At 41.3% G+C, this 22,220-nt stretch carries 11 protein-coding genes; 8 read left to right on the forward strand and 3 right to left on the reverse strand.

The annotated features are described in order from the left end of the window. Positions 1–145 precede the first annotated feature (145 nt). The 7 genes from OCV27_RS06055 (at position 146) to OCV27_RS06085 (ending at position 19,291) form a co-directional block, all read left to right on the forward strand. Positions 146–7,888, forward strand: coding sequence for a M91 family zinc metallopeptidase (locus OCV27_RS06055; protein ID WP_125322301.1), 7,743 nt, complete (start codon positions 146–148; stop codon positions 7,886–7,888). 813 nt (positions 7,889–8,701) lie between these two features. Next, a complete protein-coding gene (locus OCV27_RS06060) occupies positions 8,702–9,952 on the forward strand; it encodes an aminotransferase class I/II-fold pyridoxal phosphate-dependent enzyme (protein ID WP_125323463.1) in 1,251 nt (416 codons plus the stop codon). A gap of 148 nt (positions 9,953–10,100) precedes the next feature. Continuing rightward, positions 10,101–10,673: a hypothetical protein gene (locus tag OCV27_RS06065; protein WP_337969414.1), complete on the forward strand. Its 573-nt coding sequence runs from the start codon at positions 10,101–10,103 to the stop codon at positions 10,671–10,673. Positions 10,674–10,695: 22 nt separating this feature from the next. After that, positions 10,696–12,264, forward strand: coding sequence for an amino acid adenylation domain-containing protein (locus tag OCV27_RS06070; protein ID WP_337969415.1), 1,569 nt, complete (start codon positions 10,696–10,698; stop codon positions 12,262–12,264). Further along, entirely contained in the window at positions 12,261–12,704 is a 444-nt protein-coding gene (locus tag OCV27_RS06075; RefSeq protein ID WP_125320876.1) for a GNAT family N-acetyltransferase, read from the forward strand. The genes OCV27_RS06070 and OCV27_RS06075 overlap by 4 nt, the downstream gene beginning before the upstream one ends. Before the next feature lie 578 nt (positions 12,705–13,282). Further along, positions 13,283–13,687: a hypothetical protein gene (locus OCV27_RS06080; RefSeq protein ID WP_125320877.1), complete on the forward strand. Its 405-nt coding sequence runs from the start codon at positions 13,283–13,285 to the stop codon at positions 13,685–13,687. A gap of 225 nt (positions 13,688–13,912) precedes the next feature. Continuing rightward, positions 13,913–19,291, forward strand: coding sequence for a hypothetical protein (locus OCV27_RS06085; RefSeq protein WP_125320878.1), 5,379 nt, complete (start codon positions 13,913–13,915; stop codon positions 19,289–19,291). Positions 19,292–19,342: 51 nt separating this feature from the next. Here the strand turns inward: OCV27_RS06085 and OCV27_RS06090 are convergent, their stop codons facing one another. The 3 genes from OCV27_RS06090 to OCV27_RS06100 all read right to left on the reverse strand — a co-directional run bounded on the left by OCV27_RS06090 (position 19,343) and on the right by OCV27_RS06100 (position 21,159). Continuing rightward, on the reverse strand, positions 19,343–19,744 hold the full coding sequence (locus OCV27_RS06090) for a PPC domain-containing DNA-binding protein (RefSeq protein ID WP_125320879.1): 402 nt from the start codon (positions 19,742–19,744) through the stop codon (positions 19,343–19,345). Between the two features lie 47 nt (positions 19,745–19,791). After that, on the reverse strand, positions 19,792–20,103 hold the full coding sequence (locus tag OCV27_RS06095) for a DUF1496 domain-containing protein (RefSeq protein ID WP_125320880.1): 312 nt from the start codon (positions 20,101–20,103) through the stop codon (positions 19,792–19,794). A 153-nt stretch (positions 20,104–20,256) separates the two neighbouring features. Next, entirely contained in the window at positions 20,257–21,159 is a 903-nt protein-coding gene (locus OCV27_RS06100) for a 1-aminocyclopropane-1-carboxylate deaminase/D-cysteine desulfhydrase (RefSeq protein ID WP_125320881.1), read from the reverse strand. A 409-nt stretch (positions 21,160–21,568) separates the two neighbouring features. Here OCV27_RS06100 and psrA point away from each other — a divergent pair, with 409 nt between their 5' ends. After that, complete coding sequence (gene psrA / locus OCV27_RS06105) at positions 21,569–22,195, forward strand: TetR family transcriptional repressor PsrA (RefSeq protein WP_125320909.1); 627 nt, start codon at positions 21,569–21,571, stop codon at positions 22,193–22,195. The last annotated feature ends 25 nt before the right edge of the window (positions 22,196–22,220 follow it).

The following is a 22,220-nucleotide window of genomic DNA, read 5'->3' on the forward strand; positions in this document are numbered from 1 at the left end:
AAATCATTTCCTATCAGTCATTTATTTTCCCAGTAAATCTTATGCTGCCCCCACTTTGTTACTTGCGCGTTTTATACGCTCGATCGTCGTTTTGATTGGGTATCTTTTGTTGGTTTTCTCAATTGCCAATTAAGGATAATCCACTGTGCCTACCGACTCTAAAGTGCTTGTGCCCTACAACGTTCTTAGCAGACCTTCTCATGATGCCACCCCATTGGTGTATGCTGGCTCAAGCCTGAGTTCTGTTGAAACCAATCGAGCCACGGCTCAGCGTATAGATGAGTGTCAACCGCCAACTTTGCCGGTTAAGGATGAGCAAGCAGCCTCAGTTTCTAAAGAGCGGCTTAACGTGCAGGACATGCTCGAAGCAAAAGTAAATGCTAATGATGATCCGCTTGAGTTGGTATGGCAAGCGTGGCAAGGCAAATACGAGCAGGCCAAGGCCTTTATTGAGCAGGGATACAATGAGCAAGAGATTGATATTCAGCGTGACTTAATCACAGAGCTTAAACAGGCCAAAGAGGATATCGTTAACATCCCCGCAGAGTTGTCGTCACCAGTTAATGCCATGATAAGTGATGCCAACAGCAAGTCGAAAGGCTGGATTGATGAGCTAGCCAAATCTGATAGGGCCTATGCGTATCAGCTTGCAAGGCACATCGATGGCAGCTTAAAGGTGGTGACTGAGGCGCTAAACGCGTTTAAACACGACCAAGATTTATCTCTGGACACTTGGAAAAAGAAAGTTTCAGCGCGGTACAAAGCAAAGCATGGGCTTACAGAAGATACGGATAACCTGCGCCATCATATCACGCTGCGTAGACACGCAGTGAGAAACCGCCTTCAAGACGTACGTCATGAGCTTGAGTCGAGTAAAGGTAAAATGCAGCGTAAAGGGTGGAGAAACACCTTCAAACGTGAAGACGAGGTTAAAGACTACTTTACTCAGGTGATGAATGCACTTGAGGTGGTGATTAACCATCTTAAAAGCAAGCAAAAACAGTTTGATCCGAGTTTTAAAGACAGCGCGGCTTCTATGTTTGTCTCAAAAGCGGGCCAAAGCAAAGAAGAAAAACGTCAGCGCGGAGAGCATGAACAAGACAAGGAAAGTAAAAGCATTAAACTTGCCGACTTAGAAGTGGCCATGGGTGAGCAGATCCTCAAGTTTGAGGGTGCAGCGGTTAAAGCCACCAAAAGCACGGTGGCCAAAATGGGAGAAGGGGCCAAAAACAAGATGGCCAAAGTGGCGATGCAAGTGGCCCGTACGCCAACCTTTGTGGCGCCAACCGCGCTGCACTTATTGCATAAAGCGCGCTCACCCATGGCTAAGGGCGTGAACAAAGCCCTCAACTACAATCTTTCAGACGAAGATCAAATCATCCGCTCTATTGTGCGCAGTTTGTGTTGGACCCTTATCCAACCAGCGTTTCGTATGCAGTATGACTACTCGCCTTTGCTTGGCGCTGCACAATCATTAGCCAAGAGTAAACATGGTGTCGCTGATAGTGCTGATGTATTGGAAACCGTGACTGAGAGCAGTGTTGCGACCTCGGGCATCAATAAAGCAGCGAGCTCTCAATCGGATCAGGGATCTGGTGAGGCAGAAAAATCTCGCCAAGACGTGCTTGAGCCAAGTCTTAAGAAAGCGCAGCAAGCATCAGAGTTACTGCTGGCGCAAGTGTCACTGGGTGGCAACGGGGCGCTCAGAGATGTGCTTAAACACTATCAGCTTAGCGATTTAACCAAGCTCTCCGAGCAGCTCCAAAGCCTGTCACTCAGTGAAGAAACCCCCGACACAAATATTCGCCCTTCACTTGGCAAAGACGTACAAACACTGAAAAACCTATTGGCGCAGGAGCCTTCGAATCGCGGATCCGAATTGAACCAAGTTTCAGTCTCAGAACGTGAGCGTCTGGTGAACATCTTAGCCACCATTAAGGATATGGGACTGTCTGAGCAAAGGTTTAACAAGACGGTCGATTACTTCCTTGGTGTTGGTCAAGAAGTATTATCTGAACAAGGACAGGAGAGTCTTGGTAAGGCCGTGGTGGAAATTGAAGATGCGCTGCGCAAAGGGGAAGCGTACAAAAAGATCAGGGCAATGGTGCTTAGACTGCGAGCCCGAGCGACGAAAGCATCAGACTATAGTGACAGCAGCCTAGATAGCATCATACACAAAGCCCGCTTTGCTGGGTTAGCCGCCCAAGATGCCTACGATGAACTGGATTCACTGGCGCTCAAACACACTGGTCAACCGCTTGGCCCTTTCTCGCGAAGATCGAGAGTCGCCAAAGACTGGGGTATATGTGCCAATGAGGTACTGCGTGAAGCTGGGCATACGGAGGCGGAGCTAATTCCAGACACAGAAGTGATCCGTCATGCATTGACCGAGCGCGATATGCTGACCGGCTTGGTATCGGAGAAAGATCCCTTAGGGATATTCTTCTCAACCCGAATTGCGGGCGAGTGGCGCTATGCGTATCGCGATGAAACCATTAAACCCATGAGCCCAGCAGAGTACGCCGCGCAGGAGAAAACACTGGCAGAGTTTATTGTCAGTTGGTCACAAAAGCGTTTGGCTCGCGGTGTGGTGGTCAGTTTTATTGAAAGAGGTATGGACGTGGTTGGCGGCCTGACGGTGACGCCACTTAAAATCGGCATTCGGGCGGGTATTAAGGTGTCAATTTCTCTGCTCCGTATTGCGTATGACGTGCATAAAATCAAGCAAGGGGTGATGCCAGGCGAAGATAAACCGTACAAGGTAATTAAAGCACGAATTACCCACAGGCTAGAGCAGCTGGGCTTTAAGATGGTGATGATCCCAGTTGGAAGCACGGTGAAAACTGTGTTTGCGGCTGGGGTGTCTGCGGCGGCGCATGCGCATAACGCCATGGTGGAGAAAGAAGATAAGGTCAAAATTAGCTCTTGGACTAAGGTGCTGGGCACGGAAGCTTTGCTTACCGGAGGATCAGTACCGGTTACTCTTGGCGCGAAAACCGCGGCGAATTTAGTGATGGTTCCCTCACCGAAGTTAACCACAGAAGAGCAGCAAGTCGTCGAACAAATTAAACAGGCACTGGCAGGTGAATCAGCGTCTGAAGAGTTGGATGCTTTGGATGAGTCGAGCCCAATCTTTGACGCCTACCCAAGCGTTGACCGAGGTAAAGGAGAGTACAAAGAGGCGGTCGATGCATCGCTTGAGAAAATCGCCAGTACCCCTTTTGGGCGTGACTTGATTGAGTCAATGGACCAGCAGGGGATTCATATCACAATGCCAAGTGATGGTGCCAATACATCAGGTGGTGACCACGATCATGAGCCATCGATGGGTAACTACGCGAACCCTGACAAAGATACGGTTTTCTTTGACCCTTCTTATAAGCCGAGTGCTGAAGATGTCAAAGGCCGTCCATGGTTAGATTGCGACCCCTCTGTCGTTTTATTCCATGAGATGCTTCACCTTTACTACAGTGAGAATCCGATTCAATTTGAGGTGGCAGGACAAACTTATCAAGTCGGTGGCTTGGGCGATCCTATTTCAGAGCATATGGTGGCTGGGGCGGACTATGTTAATGAACAAAAGGTTGAGTTCCGTTTTTCCGATCAAGAATGGGTCAAACAGCACCTAAAGATGGGTAAGTATGTGAACGAGAATGACCTTCGAAGAGAGTTAGGCCAACCCATACGTGAAGACTACTACTTTGATGCACGAAATACGGGCGCGAATCAAGCGCGGTTCTATAACAACGGATTTGGTTCTGAGCCAGATTTTAATGACCCAGATGGTTTAAACCATGATCCATTTACACAGGGGACTAGACTTAAGCCTTTACCAGAAGCAGTAACGAGCTATCCTGGTGCTCGAAGCCCAACCCGACTGGGGGATTTCAGCAATAAAGAACGAGAGGTTTGGCGCAAGCTTTCTTATAACTTACCTGTAAAAAGCGCGACCAATTATATTGGCTTTTCTCTATCAGAGTGTCGATTTATTAGAGATTATTCTGGTCAATACCAAGCTGAAAAATTGGCACAGACCATCGAATATTTCCACCGTAATAACTTAACGCCCTGGTATGACAATAGTGCGGATTTAGATAGAGACTTTTATCAGAGGCTATCTGATGTAACGTTAGACAATGGACATGCCATCGAGTCCGAAGATATACAAGTCTACCTTGAATTCTATGGCGGCCCAGAGAAATTTTCTGACGATAATATTGATTCAGGGAAGGGGGAGAAAGAGGCTCGGGTGGTAGGTATGGTGGCTCAGCGAATTGATGATATTCGTACTGGCCAAAACTCTATAGCCACAGTTTATGAGGATTTCTACTACCGAGGTTTTATCACTGACTATTTCATTAGGCGCAATATAAATGCCTCCACACCTGTGGTTGGGCATCATTCAGAAGGGCGTTTTAGGCAAGATAATGTTCACCCTCATGGGCAGCTTGCAACAGCACCAAGTTTTCAATCAGGAATACAAACATTTACAAATGCGCTTGAATCAGCTGGGTATACAGGCCCTTTTAAAGAAGTTGATTTTGAAGAAACTTTTTATTGGTACGAGGGACAGCACTTACGGGATTATTATGATGCTTACGACCTTGCTAGAAATGACCATCGCGGTTGTATACAGCGTGCCGATCGTGTCTACGTATATCGAGGTGCAGAAGATAAAGATCTTATTTATGTTTCAGGCGAAATACTAGAAGTCGAAAGAGTTGATGGAAAGCCAAATACTGAAATTGATATGCCACAGAAAGTATTTAACTCTTTGAGTGGGCCTGTCGCGATAATGGGGGTAGATGCCAAATTGATTCTTCCGAGAAAGAAAATGGAAACCTTGATGACTGTGGCGACTAGGAGAGATACGGCAGATTATCTCTATATAACCACCGATGAAAATTTCCAAACAGTACAAAACTCCGATGTTCAGACTGTGTTTGATGAACGGCTAGGTGCTCGCTTTGAAGGCAATAATAGGCGGGAAATAGAGGAAGACATTGGATACCAGCTTAAATATGCGCCATTAATGAGGATCAATTGTGAATCGAACAGTGACAAAGAAGATATAAGGCAATGGTTGAATGAGTTTAGCTCAGGTACAAGAGGAGGGATATTCGGAAGCCATGATTGCAAACGAGCTAGTACTTTTAAAATTACTAAATGGGTACAGAATCCAGATGTCTTTTATATCCCCTTATCACAGGATGATTCATCTAAATATGATGGCCTGATGATGAACTGGGTTCGTGGTGAAGTTATTCCAATTCCTAGAGATCTTAAACAACGCTTAACTTTATTTAAAACTCCACAATTTAGGTCAAATTTTACTGAAAGCTTATCACAATCGAGTATAGACAGGTTGCTAATAAGAACTGGTCAATATGGCTTATGGGGCAAGATGGATGACATTTCTGGGTATTTAAGTGAACTCAGCGGTGCCTCCCCTCTTGATAAGGATGAAAAGATCCAAGTATTGGATATGTGCTTAGATTATGTGGCTATGATGGCTGTGGGAAAAAAGACTCCTAATGATGATGAAATTCAAGCACTTCTAGATTTATTTGCGTTTGTGAGGCCTGATTGGGGGGGGAAAGTTATAAGTGATGTGTCAAGGTCAGAGGAAGAGGCGCTCCGCTATGAGTCGAAAATGAATAATTTTGTAGCGACTATGCACCTACAACCTCTTACTGTTAGGAGTAGAGAGCATTACCTGGGTCAGCTCCCCGATAAACTAACAGATTTCCTTGAGGACAAATTAGACAAAGACTTTGACTACCATGTGACGTCGGCGTCTGAGGAAAAGACTCAGCGAATTATAGAAAGTTTGCGAGACCCGCTACGGTGGTCGAGTTATGTGCTAGCTGTTGGGCTTGGTGTTGCGTTCCCAGGTTTTACTGCTGGTGTCATTGGAGGGATGGTGACGACGTTTCTCACCGATACAGTGTTAGATATTGCTCAGCTTGAAACAGAAGACAACCTTGAAAAGAGACAGCAGCTACTCGAGGGGATTATAGCGAAGTGTTATACCTCACTGGGGGCAGAATTGGGAGGTGCAGTATTTGGACCTGCCGCAGGCAAATTGGTCAAGTGGATGACGAAAACGGTGTCTAAAAAGGTACTCAGAGAATCCACTGAAGAAGTCATGCAGATGATTGATAATATTGATCTTCGTACCATACAGGAAAAGATTGATATTGGAAGAGGAGTGTCATCTCAAAATGTTATCGAGACACGTTGGGGACGGATTAGAAGTCGCGTGAAAGCTGAAAGCCCGACAGTTAGGGCTAGAAAGTCACCAATCACTCGAGAGCTGACTGAGGAGCAACGAAATGAACTGCTTGAAAATCAGATGTCTGACACACTAAGAAAGTACAGTACGTTTGAGTCGATTGTCGATAATACTGTGAAGATTAGAGATGTTTTAAAGGCGGCGGCTATTCTCGGGGTAATTAATGAGTTGATGGTAGAAGTAGACAAAGCTTTGGATCCTAATATTTCAGGAAATGCTTTTTACCAAATTGCTAAGATGTGGTTTGTATATTCCCTTGCAGGGGCTTCAGGAGAAGTGCTAAACATAAAAACGGCAGATGATCTTCTTGAAGAGGCAATGACTAAGTTAGACGTTCCGCCACAGAAACGAATTGAGTTTCTTCAAAAAGTCAGAGATGAAAGGATAAGCAAACAAAGACTGCTAGACGATCCTCAGGTTCAAGATGCTATGGCTGCAATGGACTCCACAGACCCAGTTGTGAGCTCGACAAGAGAATTGATCGTGCCGGATGGAAGGAGTAGTCAAGAGGTGGATTATTATCCCGAAGATAATTGGAGCGATGAAGCAAACCGCATAATGAGGCTTCTTGATGACCGGGACGTTGCTAATAGAGCTCGTGATGACCTTACGCCAGAAGAGACGAGGGCGATGAGAAACGGGCATCAAATGCAAGTTCAAGCTGAAGTTCATCAGCTAGCGCCACCGCCACCTCCGCCACCACTGGTATCTCAGGGACAACAATCAGTAAGGCCAGTCGTGCAGGTAAGGCCAAGGCCGAGGGTTAGTGATGATAGGAAAGCTGAATTGCGGTCAATGGTGAGCTCTGCAAAAGTTAAGACACTGGCAGATTATAATGAATCTATGGAAGAGCTCAGGCGTAATTTGAAGATTCGCGAAGAGCAAGATTTAGCGATTGAGCTACTAAATACAAAAATGAAGAATGAATTGATTGAAGCAGGGAAGAAAAAAGAACATCTTTTTTATAATCAAAGTCCATGTCCTTTGAGAAAAACGCAGCTCGATTATAACGAGAGATATGAAAAAGTGGAAAAAGGTGAGTGTGAGGTGCCTTTTGGCACGGATGCCGAGATTAAACAGGGAAGAAAAGTGCGTTTGCAAGTGAGGAGCAATCCAGAAAATTCACAACCGCCTTATGTATTTAGAGTGTCTACGGATGGAGAAGTACTCTTAGTTGACGAAATGTTTGCCTCTGTAGACAAGAAAAGTAGTGACGTTACTGGTTCTGAACGTTTGAACGCAAATGAGGTGCAAGGGTACTTTATTGCTTCCGAACCTAAGTTAATGGACAAGCTTAAATATGTGGTTCAAGAAGGACTAGCAGGAGATACTAAAAACCGGCACCTCCTCAAGCAGGCGGGGTATGACTTCAAAGCATTAAAGAAAAGTGAAAGTGATCCGATTGTCCTTAAACGCGAGGGCGATACCCATGATGCTTTTATCATGATGTTGAACTCTGATAATGTGCAACCCACCGCTAGAATGCTAAATACTGATTTTGGTGCTGGTCTTCAATTTGATCGTGAGATTGTTGAAATACATATTTGTGGTCCTAATAGAATAGTTTTAGTATTGGGGAACAGACAAGGCTAAGCAGCAGTGCTCATAAATCTGTGTCATTTCAGTAGAATATACAAAACAGGGATGGCACGAGATTAAGGTTAAGTTAAGGAAAAGTCATTTTCTAATAATTGGTATCGCTCGTTAGAGGTCGGCCAATTCTAGCCCGTACTGCAGTGGAGAAGGTTTTTGCAGTTACTAGGAGTACGTAATTGTAATATTTAACTAAATCATAGATTTAGTTATGCAGACAGGCCTTGTTCAGCAGATTGACACCGCCAATGGGCGGTGTTTTTTTGCGTGTTTCGTACGCTCAATCGTCGTTTTAATTGGTTATCTTCTGGTGGTTTTATCAATTGTAGATTAAGGATAACCCGTGCCTACCAACTCTGACATCGATTGAAACCCATCGAGTAGAAGTAAAGCTCAGAGACTTATCTCCACAAATTGCCCACTTTTTCAGCAGCAAAGGTTGAAAGAAGAAGCTCAGACGAAGCTTGTATTGAGATTAGCAATTGATAATTTAGAAAATCAATACGAAACATTATCAGGACTAGAATATCAGCGGCCAGATGAAACAAAACCAAAAAAATTTATATTTATATGTTAATTATAAAAATTATCAATTATTAAAGTGTCTTATTTTCTAGTAGGATTAATATTTAATTTATTAATATATGTAAAGGTCATTCTTGTTTAAAAAGCAAAAACTTACACGAAAACTATTAAAAACCGTTAACCAATGACTGTCGGATTACGGTAGAAAATAAAAATACACAAATTTAACGAATTCATGATTTAAAATGCAGCATACTATAATGCTATGTATCTATAGTGGGAGTCGACATGTATAAACTACTTAATGAAATGGCAGACAATATTAAGTCAGGTAGCAGAAAAGATATTTACGAAATGCTACAAAGAAGTAATCAATATGATGTTAGAATTTCAAAATCTTCAAACCGCGTATTTAAAGATGAGCAAGGTAGAGATATCATTGATTTTGCATCAGGAAACTACTTAGGCTTTGACAAACGTCAGAATGATCTTTTGCCGGGTGCAATAAAGGCAGTTGAGGATTTTGGCCTTCATACAGGCCGAGCAAGACTCACAGGACACTTTGATATTTGTCGAAATCTTGAAGATAGGCTATCAAGTTTCATTGGCTCTGAAGACTCTTTAATTGTAACTAACACATTTCTTGGCTCGATTGGAATTATACCTGCACTTATTGAGAAAGATGATTTGGTTATCATGGATAAACAAGCTCACGCAATAATGTTTCATGGAGCACAATTAGCAAGAGATAAGGGAGCAATGTTAAAAAGCTACCCTCATGACGACCTTGATGCACTAGAAAGTTTATTAAAAACACACAAAGGCGCACGACATAAATTGATTTGTCTTGACGCTGTATACAGCATAACTGGCAACTACCTTAGGCTAATGGAGATCCAACAACTAGCGCATAAGTATAATGCAATATTATTTGTCGATGATGCGCATGGTTTTGGTATGGTTGGGAAAAATACGAATGACATTAATCCGTATGGTGACGGTTCAGGAATTGTTAATCACTTGGATTTAGAATACGATAATATCCTATATATTGCTGGAACGGCCAAAAATATGTCTTCAGCAATGGCATTCGCAGGCGTATCAAAGAAACTAAAAGAAACACTTTTAGCTTTCTCTAGACCTCTTGATTACTCACAACAGCCTATTCCATTTGCGTTTGGTATTTTAAATTCTGGTCTTGACCTTCTCGAAAAAGAAGGGGACCAAATTAAGCAACGTATATCATCGATGACCATGAATCTTATTGAGAAAATGCACAACCTTGGCTTCTCAACATTTAGTAAGAATAATTTCCCAATTGTTTCTGTTAAGATCCCAAATCCAGAAGCTCTAGTCAGTTTTTCGAGGATGTTGTTTGATAAATACGGTCTATATGTTACATCTTGCCCTTACCCTACAATGGCTAAAGGCGAGGAGTGCATCAGAATAACAGTTACAGATGCGAACACTCCAGAACAAATTGATAAGATAGTTCAAGCTTTCGAAGATAATGTCGATTTTCTTTTGAGCAGTGATTAGGTTTTATATTCATTATCATTTGATTTACGTGGTTGAAAATATTAAATTTATTTTATTTTCAGCAATTTTCTCCGCCTTATTACCTGCTTTTTGAAGTTCATTGGGTATATAGAGGAACAGGGATGGGTAACCATTCCTTGTTTTCATTATGTTTGGTTTAAAAAAAGAATCTTATAAATTAATGCTTGAAAATGGACCTTTAGAGCATGCGTCCGAATTCCTAAAATTTGAGTTTGAATTTTTGAAATCAATATTATGTGAATTACAAGAATATGAAGATGTTGTAGTTGTAGGCAGCGGCAATTATAAATATTATGATATTATAAATGAGCATGGCTTTAACTATATTGGAATTGATCCATACAACATTTCAGAAAAAACGATAAATCTTAGTTTTGAAGATTATGCATATTTATTAAAACCTGTTAAGAATCGTATATATTTATTTTGGTTTAATGTAATTAGTCATATAGACTTAAATAAAGTACTTGAGTCAAAAGTGTTTTTACCGGGTGATGTTATCATCAATTCAACTTGGAGTAATACTCCAAAATCGGAGCAGATTTTAGAAAAATACTACAAAAGCTTTGATGGCAACTATAATGCATCGTGTAAGAAAATACTAAATAAGCAAAGGTCAATTAAAGACTTTTTATTTAATAAAAGTTTTTATTACCAAATTTGCAATAGTGTTAACAATATAGAGTTTACTATTCTATAGAAGTAAAAACAGAGTAACTAATATGAAACAATTGCTACATTTTGATTTTCACGAATCTACAGCTCTATTCCCCGATAACATTGCTATTGAAGAGGAGAATGGCGTAATAATTTCTTATGCAGAACTTAATAGACTTGCAAATAAATATAAGGGTTTTTTATTAGACACATCTATTTTAAGTCCTTATGTTGCGATCTTGTCAGAAGTTAACAGTGACAGCATTGCTTCGATTTTAGGAGTCTTGAAATCAAAAAAAACATATGTTCCTTTAGATGTACAATCTCCACACAAAAGACTAAAGAAAATAATAGAAAATTTAGAAATACAAACAATTATTGTTGATAACTCTTTAATTTTAGATAACTTGGAGTTATTAAAACACCCAACAATTAAAAGCGTTCTATATTTTGGAACAACACAAATCGATGACTCGTTACCATCTAATTTTATTAATATCGAGTCCGTTAATGTGATTGATGACTCTGTAACTACGCACAATCAAGTCAGCGATGACCTTGCTTACGTTCTACATACCTCAGGCTCAACTGGTAACCCAAAGGGTATCATGCTATCACACAGAAATGCGAAAACATTCGTAGATTGGATGCAAAAAGAATTTATTCTCGAACCAAATGATAAAGTAATGGCTAGAGCACCTTTAAAATTTGATCTATCTGTTTTCGATATTTTCAACACGTTATCCGTCGGGGCCACAATCGTGTGTTTTGATTGGAATAAAAAGAGATCCAGAGAGCAAAGACATGTTGATTATGTGGAATTATTAGAAAGATCAAAAGCCACTATAATGTACTCAACCCCATCAACATTCATTACATTAAAGGATAAAGCAGGTTTAGGTAAAAATATCAACAATTTAAGACAAATTATGTATGCAGGTGAGCCCTTCCCAATAACTCAACTTATTTCCTTGAAACAAACACTAAATAATGTGCGTGTAGCAAATATTTACGGTCCGACTGAAACAAATATAATAACTTGTTTCTGGGTAGACGAGATTGATGAGTCTTGGGATTCAATACCACTCGGTGATGTTGTTGATGATACAGAAATCATTGTAGTTTCAGACGATAGCAATCGCATTTGCGAGTTAAATGAGGTGGGGGAATTATGGTGCAGGGGAGGAACTGTTACCTCTGGATATGTTGGACAAAAGGAATTAACTGATGTTTGCCTCATTGATAGCCCATTTCACCTCTATCCGGCAAAGTATTGGCGGACAGGTGATTATGGTTATCTTGGGTCAGATGGATTGCTTTATTACCGGGGAAGAAAAGACCATATGATTAAAGCTAATGGTTACCGCATTGAAATCGGTGAAGTTGAGTCTGCGATTTCTCGTCATCCCGATATCTCAGAAGTTTGCGTAATATTTAAGGCTAATAGCCTTGTCTGTCATTATTCATCAAAATCTGGATGCAAACACAACGAAAGCACTTTGGTTGACTTCGTTAGCAACCATATTCCAAATTACATGATACCTAATATTTGGTTTAATCATTATGAACTACCTAAAACATCATCTGGTAAAGTGGATAGGCAAGCATTAGCAAAAAAGGAGGATACTATATGAAGCTAAAATTTGAAATGTCGCCAATTCATCCCAAAACATACAATGAACTTAGAAAGTCCGTTGGTTGGAGTGTGCCGTCAATAAAACAATCTGAGTTAGCTCTTGAAAATACTTTGTTTCAGTGTACTGCAATCTATCAAGGTGAAGCGATAGGTTATATAAGAGTTGTTGGCGACGGTGTTCTTTGCTTCTCAGTTCAAGATTTACTTGTTATTTCATCATTCCAAGGTACAACCCTTGGGGTTGCTCCTAAATTAATGGGTCAAGTATTTAAATACCTTAAGACAAACGCTAATGAGCATAGCGATATCTATGCTATGTCGGCCTTAGGAGTTGAACCCTTGTATGAAAAAATGGGGCTTACAATTAGACCAAATAGTGAGTTTGGAGCTGGAATGTGTATTCCTTATAATACATTTGAAGGTTTGAAAATGATTTAATTTTTATAATCGTTCACCAACACAAGCCGGTTTAGCTGCTTGAAGCTTGGTTCAATAAATAGCTTAGCTTGCTCAACCGCTTTTAAAGTCTTATGGCTCACTTGCTTGGCTTTAAATCTATCCTCAGATTTCGCTCTTTCAATGCCTATTCTGGCTTTTCAAGTGTTTGTTCTCGTTGCATTTGTAGCACATTTTCAAGAACGGACATAACCAGTTAACCTGTGGGACTACACTCTCCGTCATCTGAAATGGAACTTGTACCCATCAATGTCATTCAGTTAACACTCGTACTGGATTTTTTCTCGCTTACAATCTTGCCATTTCTTGCGAGGCTTCCTAGATTGACGTAGAACATGCCTATCCCTGCGTATTTAGATACTTGTCGTAACTTTATCTAAGTAGTCCTGAGTGACAGACTCATCAGGAAAAACAACGGAATTAAGTATCGAGTCAAATTAGGTTTTATTTATCGAACCAGCATTACTATGTATAAATTGCCTATTTTATACTTTCTATCATCGTTTATATTGCCTATATTCGGTGTCGTTTCACAAGTCTTAAATTAAGGGGAATTTAACGTGTCTGATGAGTCTCCAGAACCTTCATCACCAAATGCAATCAAATCTTTAACTTCTCTTGCAACACCATTGGTGTTTTCTGAGTCTGGTCTTACATCGATTGATACCAATCGTATCAAGTGGCAAGGGAAAAGCTTTTGGCATTCCTTGCAAGATACTTTTGGACACTCTGCGGACTTGTTGAAGCAGGAGGTAAGCCAACAGTATCTTGATATTCATGACCAAGTGGAAACAGAGTTTCAAGAAGTTAAACAGACGATAGAGTCTATTCCAGAAGAGATTTCAAAACAGGTGGATTCTGCTATGACGGATGTCACAGAGAAAGTGAATGATTACCAACTGGATAAGCGCGTTGAGAGTAGTGTTTACTCCTTAAATAATGCTTTTGATGTATTTAGATGGTAATAATCTGATTGAACGTAAGAAAATCCAAATAGAAATAGTGGATTTTTCAAAAAGAAAAATTAGAAGCTTTATTGATAAATCATCCATATTTAATTTTTTATTAATTATATGTAAGTGTTTTAATAGAAACTAAATACATTATCCATAGCTATTTACAATCTAGATATTTATATTTTCGATAGGCTGAAAGCTCACATTAATTTATATAATGAGGAGCTTCAGTTTATGACCGAAGAAATCAATCCCCTTAATTCACTACCCCCTTATGTTTTTGGGGAAGTGAGTAATACTAATTTGTCCGTTTCCCCTAGTATCGATCATTTAACCACACCGCTTATCTTACCTTGGAATGGTATTTCAGAGGATGGGACTTCAAGCCGTTCAAAGAGAACACGTCGAGATACCTATGCATTTAATCCAGCATCGAGCCCAGTTCGGCTTGATACAATATCGGAAGTTCATGGTAGGTTAACTCGTAGGCTAGCGAGTATGTCAACGTCAGATCTTAATTCCTTGTCATCTGAAGTCTTTATGATGGATGAGCTTAACTGGCTTCGTTGTTATTTTAGTTCTGACCCAGAAGCATTGAGATATATAGATGGTGACTTGAGAGCTCGATGTTTATGTTTGCAGTGGAACGTACACAGTGACACAGATTCTATTTTACTCAATGATCTGTTGGAAGTTGGGTTCCCCGGATTGACTGATGGCGTGAGTGCGAAAAGCACTGCGATCTTAGTTAGTCGGATCAATGACGGTGGAACACGCACATGGGATGCATTCCATGTACTCCCTTTGGGAAAGATATTTGGAGCCTCTGATGGAATGAGACTTGAAGCCGCATGGGGACAAGTGACTTGTCGACCTCTCTATCAAAAATCGGATAAGTATCGTCGAGGGTATGCGTCAGGTTCCACTGGTTTACCGTCAAAGGTGGACTCTATAAAAGGTTCATTACTGTGGGCATATAACCAAATACGATCAGAGGGCACGGACAAAACGATACGCAGTATTACTGCCACTGAACGCTATGAACAATTGGAGCGAGATATGCAAGCTCGCTTTGGCTTCTCACAGGGAGAATTTGAGCGTACACCTCAAGATCCAGAAATATTGAGCACTCTAATTCGGTTACAAGGTGCGGTGGCATACCTAGCTTATGATCATGCCGTGCTTATGGGTAGCAACCCTCGACTAGATCCAGCAGGAGAGGGCTATGCGGGGTATATGAATCTGCGTAACATGTTTACCGCTTTATTAGCAGGTTTGAGGCGGTATTTGGCTACATCAAAATCAAATATGTCGGAAGTCAAAGCCCAAGCGTTAACTGCGGGCACTCTATTAGATACTGTTAATGCGAATATGAAAAACTTACTAGACGCAGAAGTAAGAAAGTCTGTCGCTAAATTTTCGACTAAGTATCCCCGCATCCCTCTTACGGAAGGTTCGACGTTTTTGATTAGAAGTTTGTCGGTTCCCCTTATAGCTCCGGTGGGACCAATGGGGGCAGCGTCTTACCCAATTGGATCGAATCCATATACAACGGAGAGAATGTCACTTTCTGATATGTTGATGAAGCCAATACCAAGTGGTGAATGGTATTACCCAGATGGACGGTCAGTTTCTAATGGGGACAAGGCTTGTATTGTGGATGAGATTACTAAAACCAGATATGACATGGACACAGAAATTCCATTTCGCTTTGACCAAGTTCTTCGTTCAAAACAAGCAGACTATATTCGTGTGCTGGGAAGTGCGTTAGAACTCCATGCCAACCAGTTTGTTAATAATGAAGCAAATCCAGCACATCAAAGAGAGTTAGTTGAAAAATTTAGAGATGGTCAGAAACAGGCATATAAATGTGCTTTTAAAGGCCACACGGTTTATGGGTCAGTATTTATTCCATATTTAGATGACGACAGTCAAACGAAATACGGTTCGGATTTAGGTAAAAACGGTCTTCTGTATTCTCCATACAATGGTTTTGTTTGGCTTGAAACCGACCGCTTTACGGATACTCAATATGTGGCAATAAGAAATGGACTGAGCATACAAGGCAAGACTGAGCTTGATGCCGCTATGGATGTAAAAAGTCTGCCCACAACAGGTATGATATATCCGGGTTACATGGGGATGGGTGGATATGTTCAGACCCCTCCAATTTCAGAGGGACTTTTGCGGTATTTTGACGGTCAAGTGGATAGCGAACATTTGACGTTCAATTACAGTACAACGCCCCTCTATCTAACCAATTCTATTTCTGAGTACTTTGATGAGGTGTTTTCAGCTTCTCATGTGTCATTACAAGATAGATGGGATGAGATAAGAGATCACTTGATGCTAGCTGTCAGCATTCTAAATATCGCTGCAATACCTTTCCCCTATCTTGGTCTTGCATTGATTGCAAGCAACATCACCATAGCTATTGTTACTCTTGCAGATCGCACCTCAAGTACAGGAGATAGAGCTTGGGCTATTGCCGACTTAGTCTTGGAACCACTTGGTGCAGTAGGAGACATCTTAACTTTGTCCAAGAAAGCAACGAAAATGTTGACTGATATTACCCAGACCTCCGGAGCAAACTCTCCAGCTTTTACGCGAAAGCTTATAGAGCTTGCGCAAGTTGAGTTGATAAAACAGCCTAAGAGAGTGAATGATAAGATAGTGGGTATCGTAGGTCGTATTGGTGATAACTCTGATTATCCAAGTTTTGCGTCCGCGACACTCACTCCAAATGTCCCTTCAGAAGGGATGTGTCGAGGGTTAGCATTCAAAGATGCTATCAGCCGATTAAATGGTTCGCCTATTGATAACCTAACCACAGAGTTTTCTCAAAACTTATCCTTAGCAGATGATGTTCAAGTTTTACATCATACTCAACCTGTCGTGTTAAATCGCTCGCAAGTACTGAGTAGTCGAGAAGCAAGGCTCGCAACAAGAAAGGCTGTGGGAGCATCAGAGAGGGGAGGTAATTCCGTTAGCCTAGATGAAGAAATGACATTCTCACGAGCGAATGCGGAGATCTTGGTTCAATTAGCTAAACATGATGAGCTGAGTATGGTAATCGGCACTCGTACTCATGCAGTCTCCTTTTCTAAATCTGGATTAGGAGCGAATGCTAAACTAACTCTATTTGACTCAGCGGCAGACCAGCTTTTTGAATGGCCACTCGGCAATGAAAAGCAACATGTCGCTGATATACTCAATTATGTTGCGTCCAATTATGATAAGGGTGTGTCAAGACAACTTGGCGATAATCCACTGTCATTGACTGTGTTAACCAAGAGGCCTGAGTCCCGTCACATATATGTACCCAAAGCTGGAATGGAGTCATTGATGGCTGCCGTTAACCAGCTGGATTTGGATATTTCACAAGGTAGGCTCATCGAGCCGATTATGGTTAAGGACTCAGCAGCAAAAGCAGCGCTGCAAGCCGAGATTGTGACACTAGCAGCGGTACAGCCAAAGCTAAAGCCTTTGCTTGATAGTCTTGAAATCGAAGAGCTACAGCTTAATCGATTGTCAGCCTTATCAATAGAAAATAGTGCCCTTACTGTGGTTGGACAAAGTGATGTACCTGCATCAAATATTGTTACTGATCTTAGCGCGCTACCAAAAGGTTATATCGATATTCGCTACCTCGATGCCCGCCGTGCAGCAAACGATTCTGAGTCGATGAATCACCTTACTCGCCAATCCAGTAGCCCACACTTGGTTATTGTTGATGGTACAGATATCAAGGCAACCCCATCTGAAGCATTAGCAACTGCGATGGAAAATGCGGGCTACTCACATACTCGGGTAAGAGATGGAAAGCTAAAATTTCCGCTGAATCGAACTCGAGAAGAATGGAACATCATTGGGTTGGAGCAGCGTGGAAGAGCAAAGAATGTCATTGCACAAAATTCAAATCAAAGTGGTGACTCTAATGGTGTTGCACTTGCTTTACGAGACAACCGAGAAAGGAAGCTCTTATATTTGACAAGTCCTCGTGATTACAGGGGACATAAGACGTTGCGTTATTATCTTGACATGGGCGTCGAACGAGAACAAATCTGTGTGATCAATATCAACCCAAGGGACGAACAACTCCCAGGTGATATCCAAGCTCTTGGTAAGGTAATCATTCTAAACGGACCGCCTAGCTTAGAGCCTAATCAAGTCTATCACGCTCTGACTGGCTCCTTAGGGAAAAAGAAGTCCCAATTTACAGACAAACTGACGAGTTATAAAGAGGTTGAACAAGAGCTGAAGGCTTTTGGTGTCGATGAACCCAGTGATGTTGGCCAAAGTACTAGACATATTGCTGAAGATATCGCGGGTGGTGATTCACAGGCTACAAAAAATTTCTTTACGCGAACTTGGAATGCTTATCAAAACCAAGCAGCGAATGCTGAGGTTTCTCGAAAAGTTGATGAGGTTTACAGACAGATCAAGGACAGTATAACTCGAGAAGGGTGGGAAGGTGTCTCTCTAGTATGGTCAAGGGGATTGAATGGCGAAGAGTATAGTAAATTACGAAGCTTGGGCGAAAAGAACAGTCTATCGGTTTCTTCACCAATTGATCAAGTTGAAGAGATTAAATCGTTTAAATTGCTTGATGAGCAAAAGAGAAACCCCCACCACTTAATGACGCCACAGCTATACGAAACGCTGAAGGAGGTAAATACCAAGAAAAAAATGCTCACTATCCCTATTGGAGATCCTATTGAATATTCTCCGTATCATTCAGCGCTTACGGGGGCAGCTAAGCAATACTATTTAAATAGTGATGTTTCTGATGCATTAAATCTAATTCAGTATTGGAACAAATCGAGTGGGCTAAGGGACGCAAACCACGGAAAGTTTAACCAAGGTGTATTCCTGCAGAGGCTTTTCAAAAAATTGAGTGAAGATGGTATACCACTGCAACAAGTAGGGTTACGCTCTGGTGAGATGGAAAAAGGGGCTTATATGGGGATCCCGACTCTCTATCTTGAAGAACATAATGCAGCCAAAGGTAGTGCCCGTTTACTACCCGTTACCAGAGGTGGAGAAGGTGCAAGAAAAGTTGATGAAAGCCAAAAAGTAAAAGATGATGTTAATAAAATAGCTCAAAAGACAAAGCAAATACAAAAGTCTAACGATGATATTTTAAAGAATAAAGACAAGTTATCTAAAATACGAGCAACGGATCCAAACAACCAACGCGGTATTGCTGGTATCGAAAAAAACATTGAAAAGCTTGAAGTTAATAAGCGGACTTTGGAAGCAGAGGTGGCTCAGCTCGAAGAATCAATAAAAGCATATCAGCTAGATGCATCTTTTGCGGCTCCCCACCGTGTTGTTAATGAAGGTGATGGCTTGGGTGGGTTGCCTTATTTTTTACGAGAAAATCTTGAAAACTACGTGGGTCTATATGCGGCGCAGAATCCTGCGGATATGCAATCACTTCGGCTTTGGTTACGCGACATATCATCGCAGGGCGCGGATACTGTGTTTGAACGTATTCCGGAGCATATTGCTAAAGGAATGATGACGCCTTTTGAGGTGGATATATTCGGAAATTATATAGAAGACGTTATTGCTAATTTCACAGCGTATCGGACTAAATATTTGCCCTAGATAGCTTTAGTCATAGCTAATCCACAAGGAGCCAGTTTGGCTCCTATTTTTTTATTTGTTTGTATCTATTACCAATTCACTGTAGCCAGTTGTGTTATCGTGCTGCCGTGAAAAGCTCAGGTTTGGGTAGTGATGAATAATCAGTTCGGCAGTGGTATCAATGATCGTATTGTCCAGTAAATGCCCACCAATGACCTTTCCCGTTTCGTCGGCAACCGATAGGTGTATATGTTGATGAGTTGGCGTGAGTGTTCCCATCATAGAGACAATCTCAAAGGGTTGACTCAAAGTCATTGATTGTGTAGCGCCAGCAAGACGCAGGCTGACTTGTTCTATACTTCCGACACAGGATGCAATCGACCCCGCTTGTATACCATGCCTTATAACTAAAGACTGAATTTGCGTTTTTAAATCTTGCCCTTTGGTTAATCTTGTAGCGATGGGCTTAATCATTGGGTGCTCCATAGTCGTATTTAACGAGGACTTGTTTTTAATCCCCCCTATTTTACCGAATACGTTTTAACACTTGGATCATGTTCTTGGTTGATAGATTCAGCCTGATTTTGTTTGTCTAAAGGCAGCCATTTGAGAGCACCATTAGTTTCAAAATCATTGGCTCTATCGCAGGTCATATAGTGGTCGCCAACCTGCAAAATAGCGCCCAGAGAATATGCCTGATCTTGGTAGTAACAGACTCTCTTACCTGTATTGCTAGCATCGATTGCAACCACCGGCTTACCAGGAGTGGTAATGATATAGGCTGATGTTGGCCCTGAGATCAATAGTAATAACGTCAATAGAGGTGAACGCATAGATTCTCCTTAGTAATAAGAGGCTATTTATTGTTGTACGAGTAAGTTTAATGCAACAACAATAAAGAGTAATCAGTTTTACCGATAAAGGCGACGCTCAGAGCGGAAAAAGTAAATAGTACGTAGTGCAATAGAAGCTAATACACCATTTTATTAGGTTTTGGTTGGACCAAATTTCCTTTGATATCTAGGTTGCATACTTTCGTTGCCAAGTACGCCTCCTTGATGAATGTATAGCAAGGTTTTATCTGTATTACGTGGGCACCAATCAAGCAAACATTGCCACATCATAGGATCGTATAACAAATCAAACTCTATTTTGGTTTGTTTGAGCAGTGCTCCCCATATTTGATAGTCGTTGTAATACAGCTTGCCAAAGTGGTGTTTGTTTTCTAGCTGCAGAATTTGAGGCAGGTACTGAACATCGAGCGACCCGATTTGTTTAACTAAGTAATCGCGACCTCCTACACAAGGGCAGGTGATGACATCTATTCCATCAGGCTTCAAAAAATGCTGAAGGTAAGCACTTGTAGTGCCTGTGCCTGAAGGTAAAGCGACAACGATGTTTTTATTGGCTTGCGAGTAAACCCAACTACGAATTTCTTCTGCTAGTTCTTCTATCCCGAGCTGTGCTTGTTGCTCTCTTCCGCCTTCTTCTAATACTAAACAACTAGAGTCGGGGCAACGAATATGTTGGATGAATTGGGTAGGGTGAGAGGCTTGATTATTAACCGCAATCACTTTTGCCCCAAGTTCTAGAGCGCCACGATAGTTGCCCATCGGTTTGTTATGCAGCCAGCTAGGAATGCGATCAACATAAAACTCTAGTGTCCAGCCCTTAAGGGCGCACAATGCCGCGAGTGAATAGAGCGAGTTAGCTTGTGGACTGCCGTAACTAATCAAAGTCTTAATCTGTGGCAGCTCACTTTGTAGCAGCGATATAAACTTACGTGCTTTATTGCCACTAAATTGAGGGTGGAGCAAATCATCCCGCTTTAGAAAAAATTGAATACCTTCAAATGTATGCGTGGTTATGGGGGAATTGCTAAGCTTCATTGGGATTTCTTTTTGGGTTCAACACAAAAGAGTTTACCTGATTTTGATAAGACACTGCCGATGAATATGTTGTTTTCGTGAATAAAAAAAGCCCAGGGCAATCTGGCTCTGGGCTGATACAAAACATAGGAGTTATATAAGAAAAAGCAGCGTAAATTAGTCACGTAAGTTAGGTTTGCAGGTTTATCAGCCTGCAAACTCAGTAAAGATTGGCTAACTACATAAAGTCAGACTCTACTTTTTTCTATCGGTTCCATCATTTCGCAAATTTATTTAAATTTTTAGTGTAACAAAACTGCTCATTATGCGGTCTGGTCCGACCATTTTATTAAAAATGTGATGTTAATAACTTGTTGGATACTTGTTTCGGTTGTATATTTCAAACAGATGTTTAATACGAGCGATTGAAATCTCGATGAGAGTAACCACCAAAGGCAAAATCCTAGATGTCGCTGAAGCCTTATTTGCAGAGCATGGCTTTAATGACACTTCACTGCGTGCAATTACCAGCAAAGCTGGAGTCAACCTTGCTTCAGTCAATTACCATTTTGGTGATAAAAAAACTTTAGTACGAGCGGTGCTGAATCGTTATTTAGAAGCTTTTATGCCAGCGGTTCAGGATGCATTGATTACACTTAATTTAAACCAAACCTATTCCATGCAAGATGTGTTTGAGTCGATAAGAGGGCCGTTACGTGCGCTAAATGATATACGGCCCAATGGAACTAGCCGTTTCATGTTATTAATTGGACGTGGATACACAGATGTACAGGGTCATTTGCGGTGGTTTATCACTACTCGATATCAAGATACGTTGTCTTTATTCACTCAGTCGGTACTTAAAGCCAATCCGAACCTGACTCAGGAAACATTATTCTGGCGACTGCATTTTACGCTCGGAACCAGTGTTTTTACTATGGCTTCTAGTCAGGCACTGATGGAAATTGCAGAAAACGATTATGACAAGCAGATGGACTCAAAGTATATCGTCGATCAGCTTATCCCTTACTTAGCAGCTGGTGTAGCTGCCGAGTAGAAACTGGAACATAAAAATAAGTTGG

This window comes from Vibrio pectenicida (assembly GCA_024347015.1).
Taxonomy (GTDB): Bacteria; Pseudomonadota; Gammaproteobacteria; order Enterobacterales; family Vibrionaceae; genus Vibrio; species Vibrio pectenicida.

Excerpts from the sequence above, each read along its gene's own strand:
- OCV27_RS06075 (WP_125320876.1), top strand. The coding sequence starts at position 12,261 with ATGAAGCTAAAATTTGAAATGTCGCCAATTCATCCCAAAACATACAAT.
- OCV27_RS06065 (WP_337969414.1), top strand. The coding sequence starts at position 10,101 with ATGTTTGGTTTAAAAAAAGAATCTTATAAATTAATGCTTGAAAATGGA.
- OCV27_RS06085 (WP_125320878.1), top strand. The coding sequence starts at position 13,913 with ATGACCGAAGAAATCAATCCCCTTAATTCACTACCCCCTTATGTTTTT.
- OCV27_RS06100 (WP_125320881.1), bottom strand. The coding sequence starts at position 21,159 with ATGAAGCTTAGCAATTCCCCCATAACCACGCATACATTTGAAGGTATT.
- OCV27_RS06060 (WP_125323463.1), top strand. The coding sequence starts at position 8,702 with ATGTATAAACTACTTAATGAAATGGCAGACAATATTAAGTCAGGTAGC.
- OCV27_RS06090 (WP_125320879.1), bottom strand. The coding sequence starts at position 19,744 with ATGATTAAGCCCATCGCTACAAGATTAACCAAAGGGCAAGATTTAAAA.
- OCV27_RS06095 (WP_125320880.1), bottom strand. The coding sequence starts at position 20,103 with ATGCGTTCACCTCTATTGACGTTATTACTATTGATCTCAGGGCCAACA.
- OCV27_RS06070 (WP_337969415.1), top strand. The coding sequence starts at position 10,696 with ATGAAACAATTGCTACATTTTGATTTTCACGAATCTACAGCTCTATTC.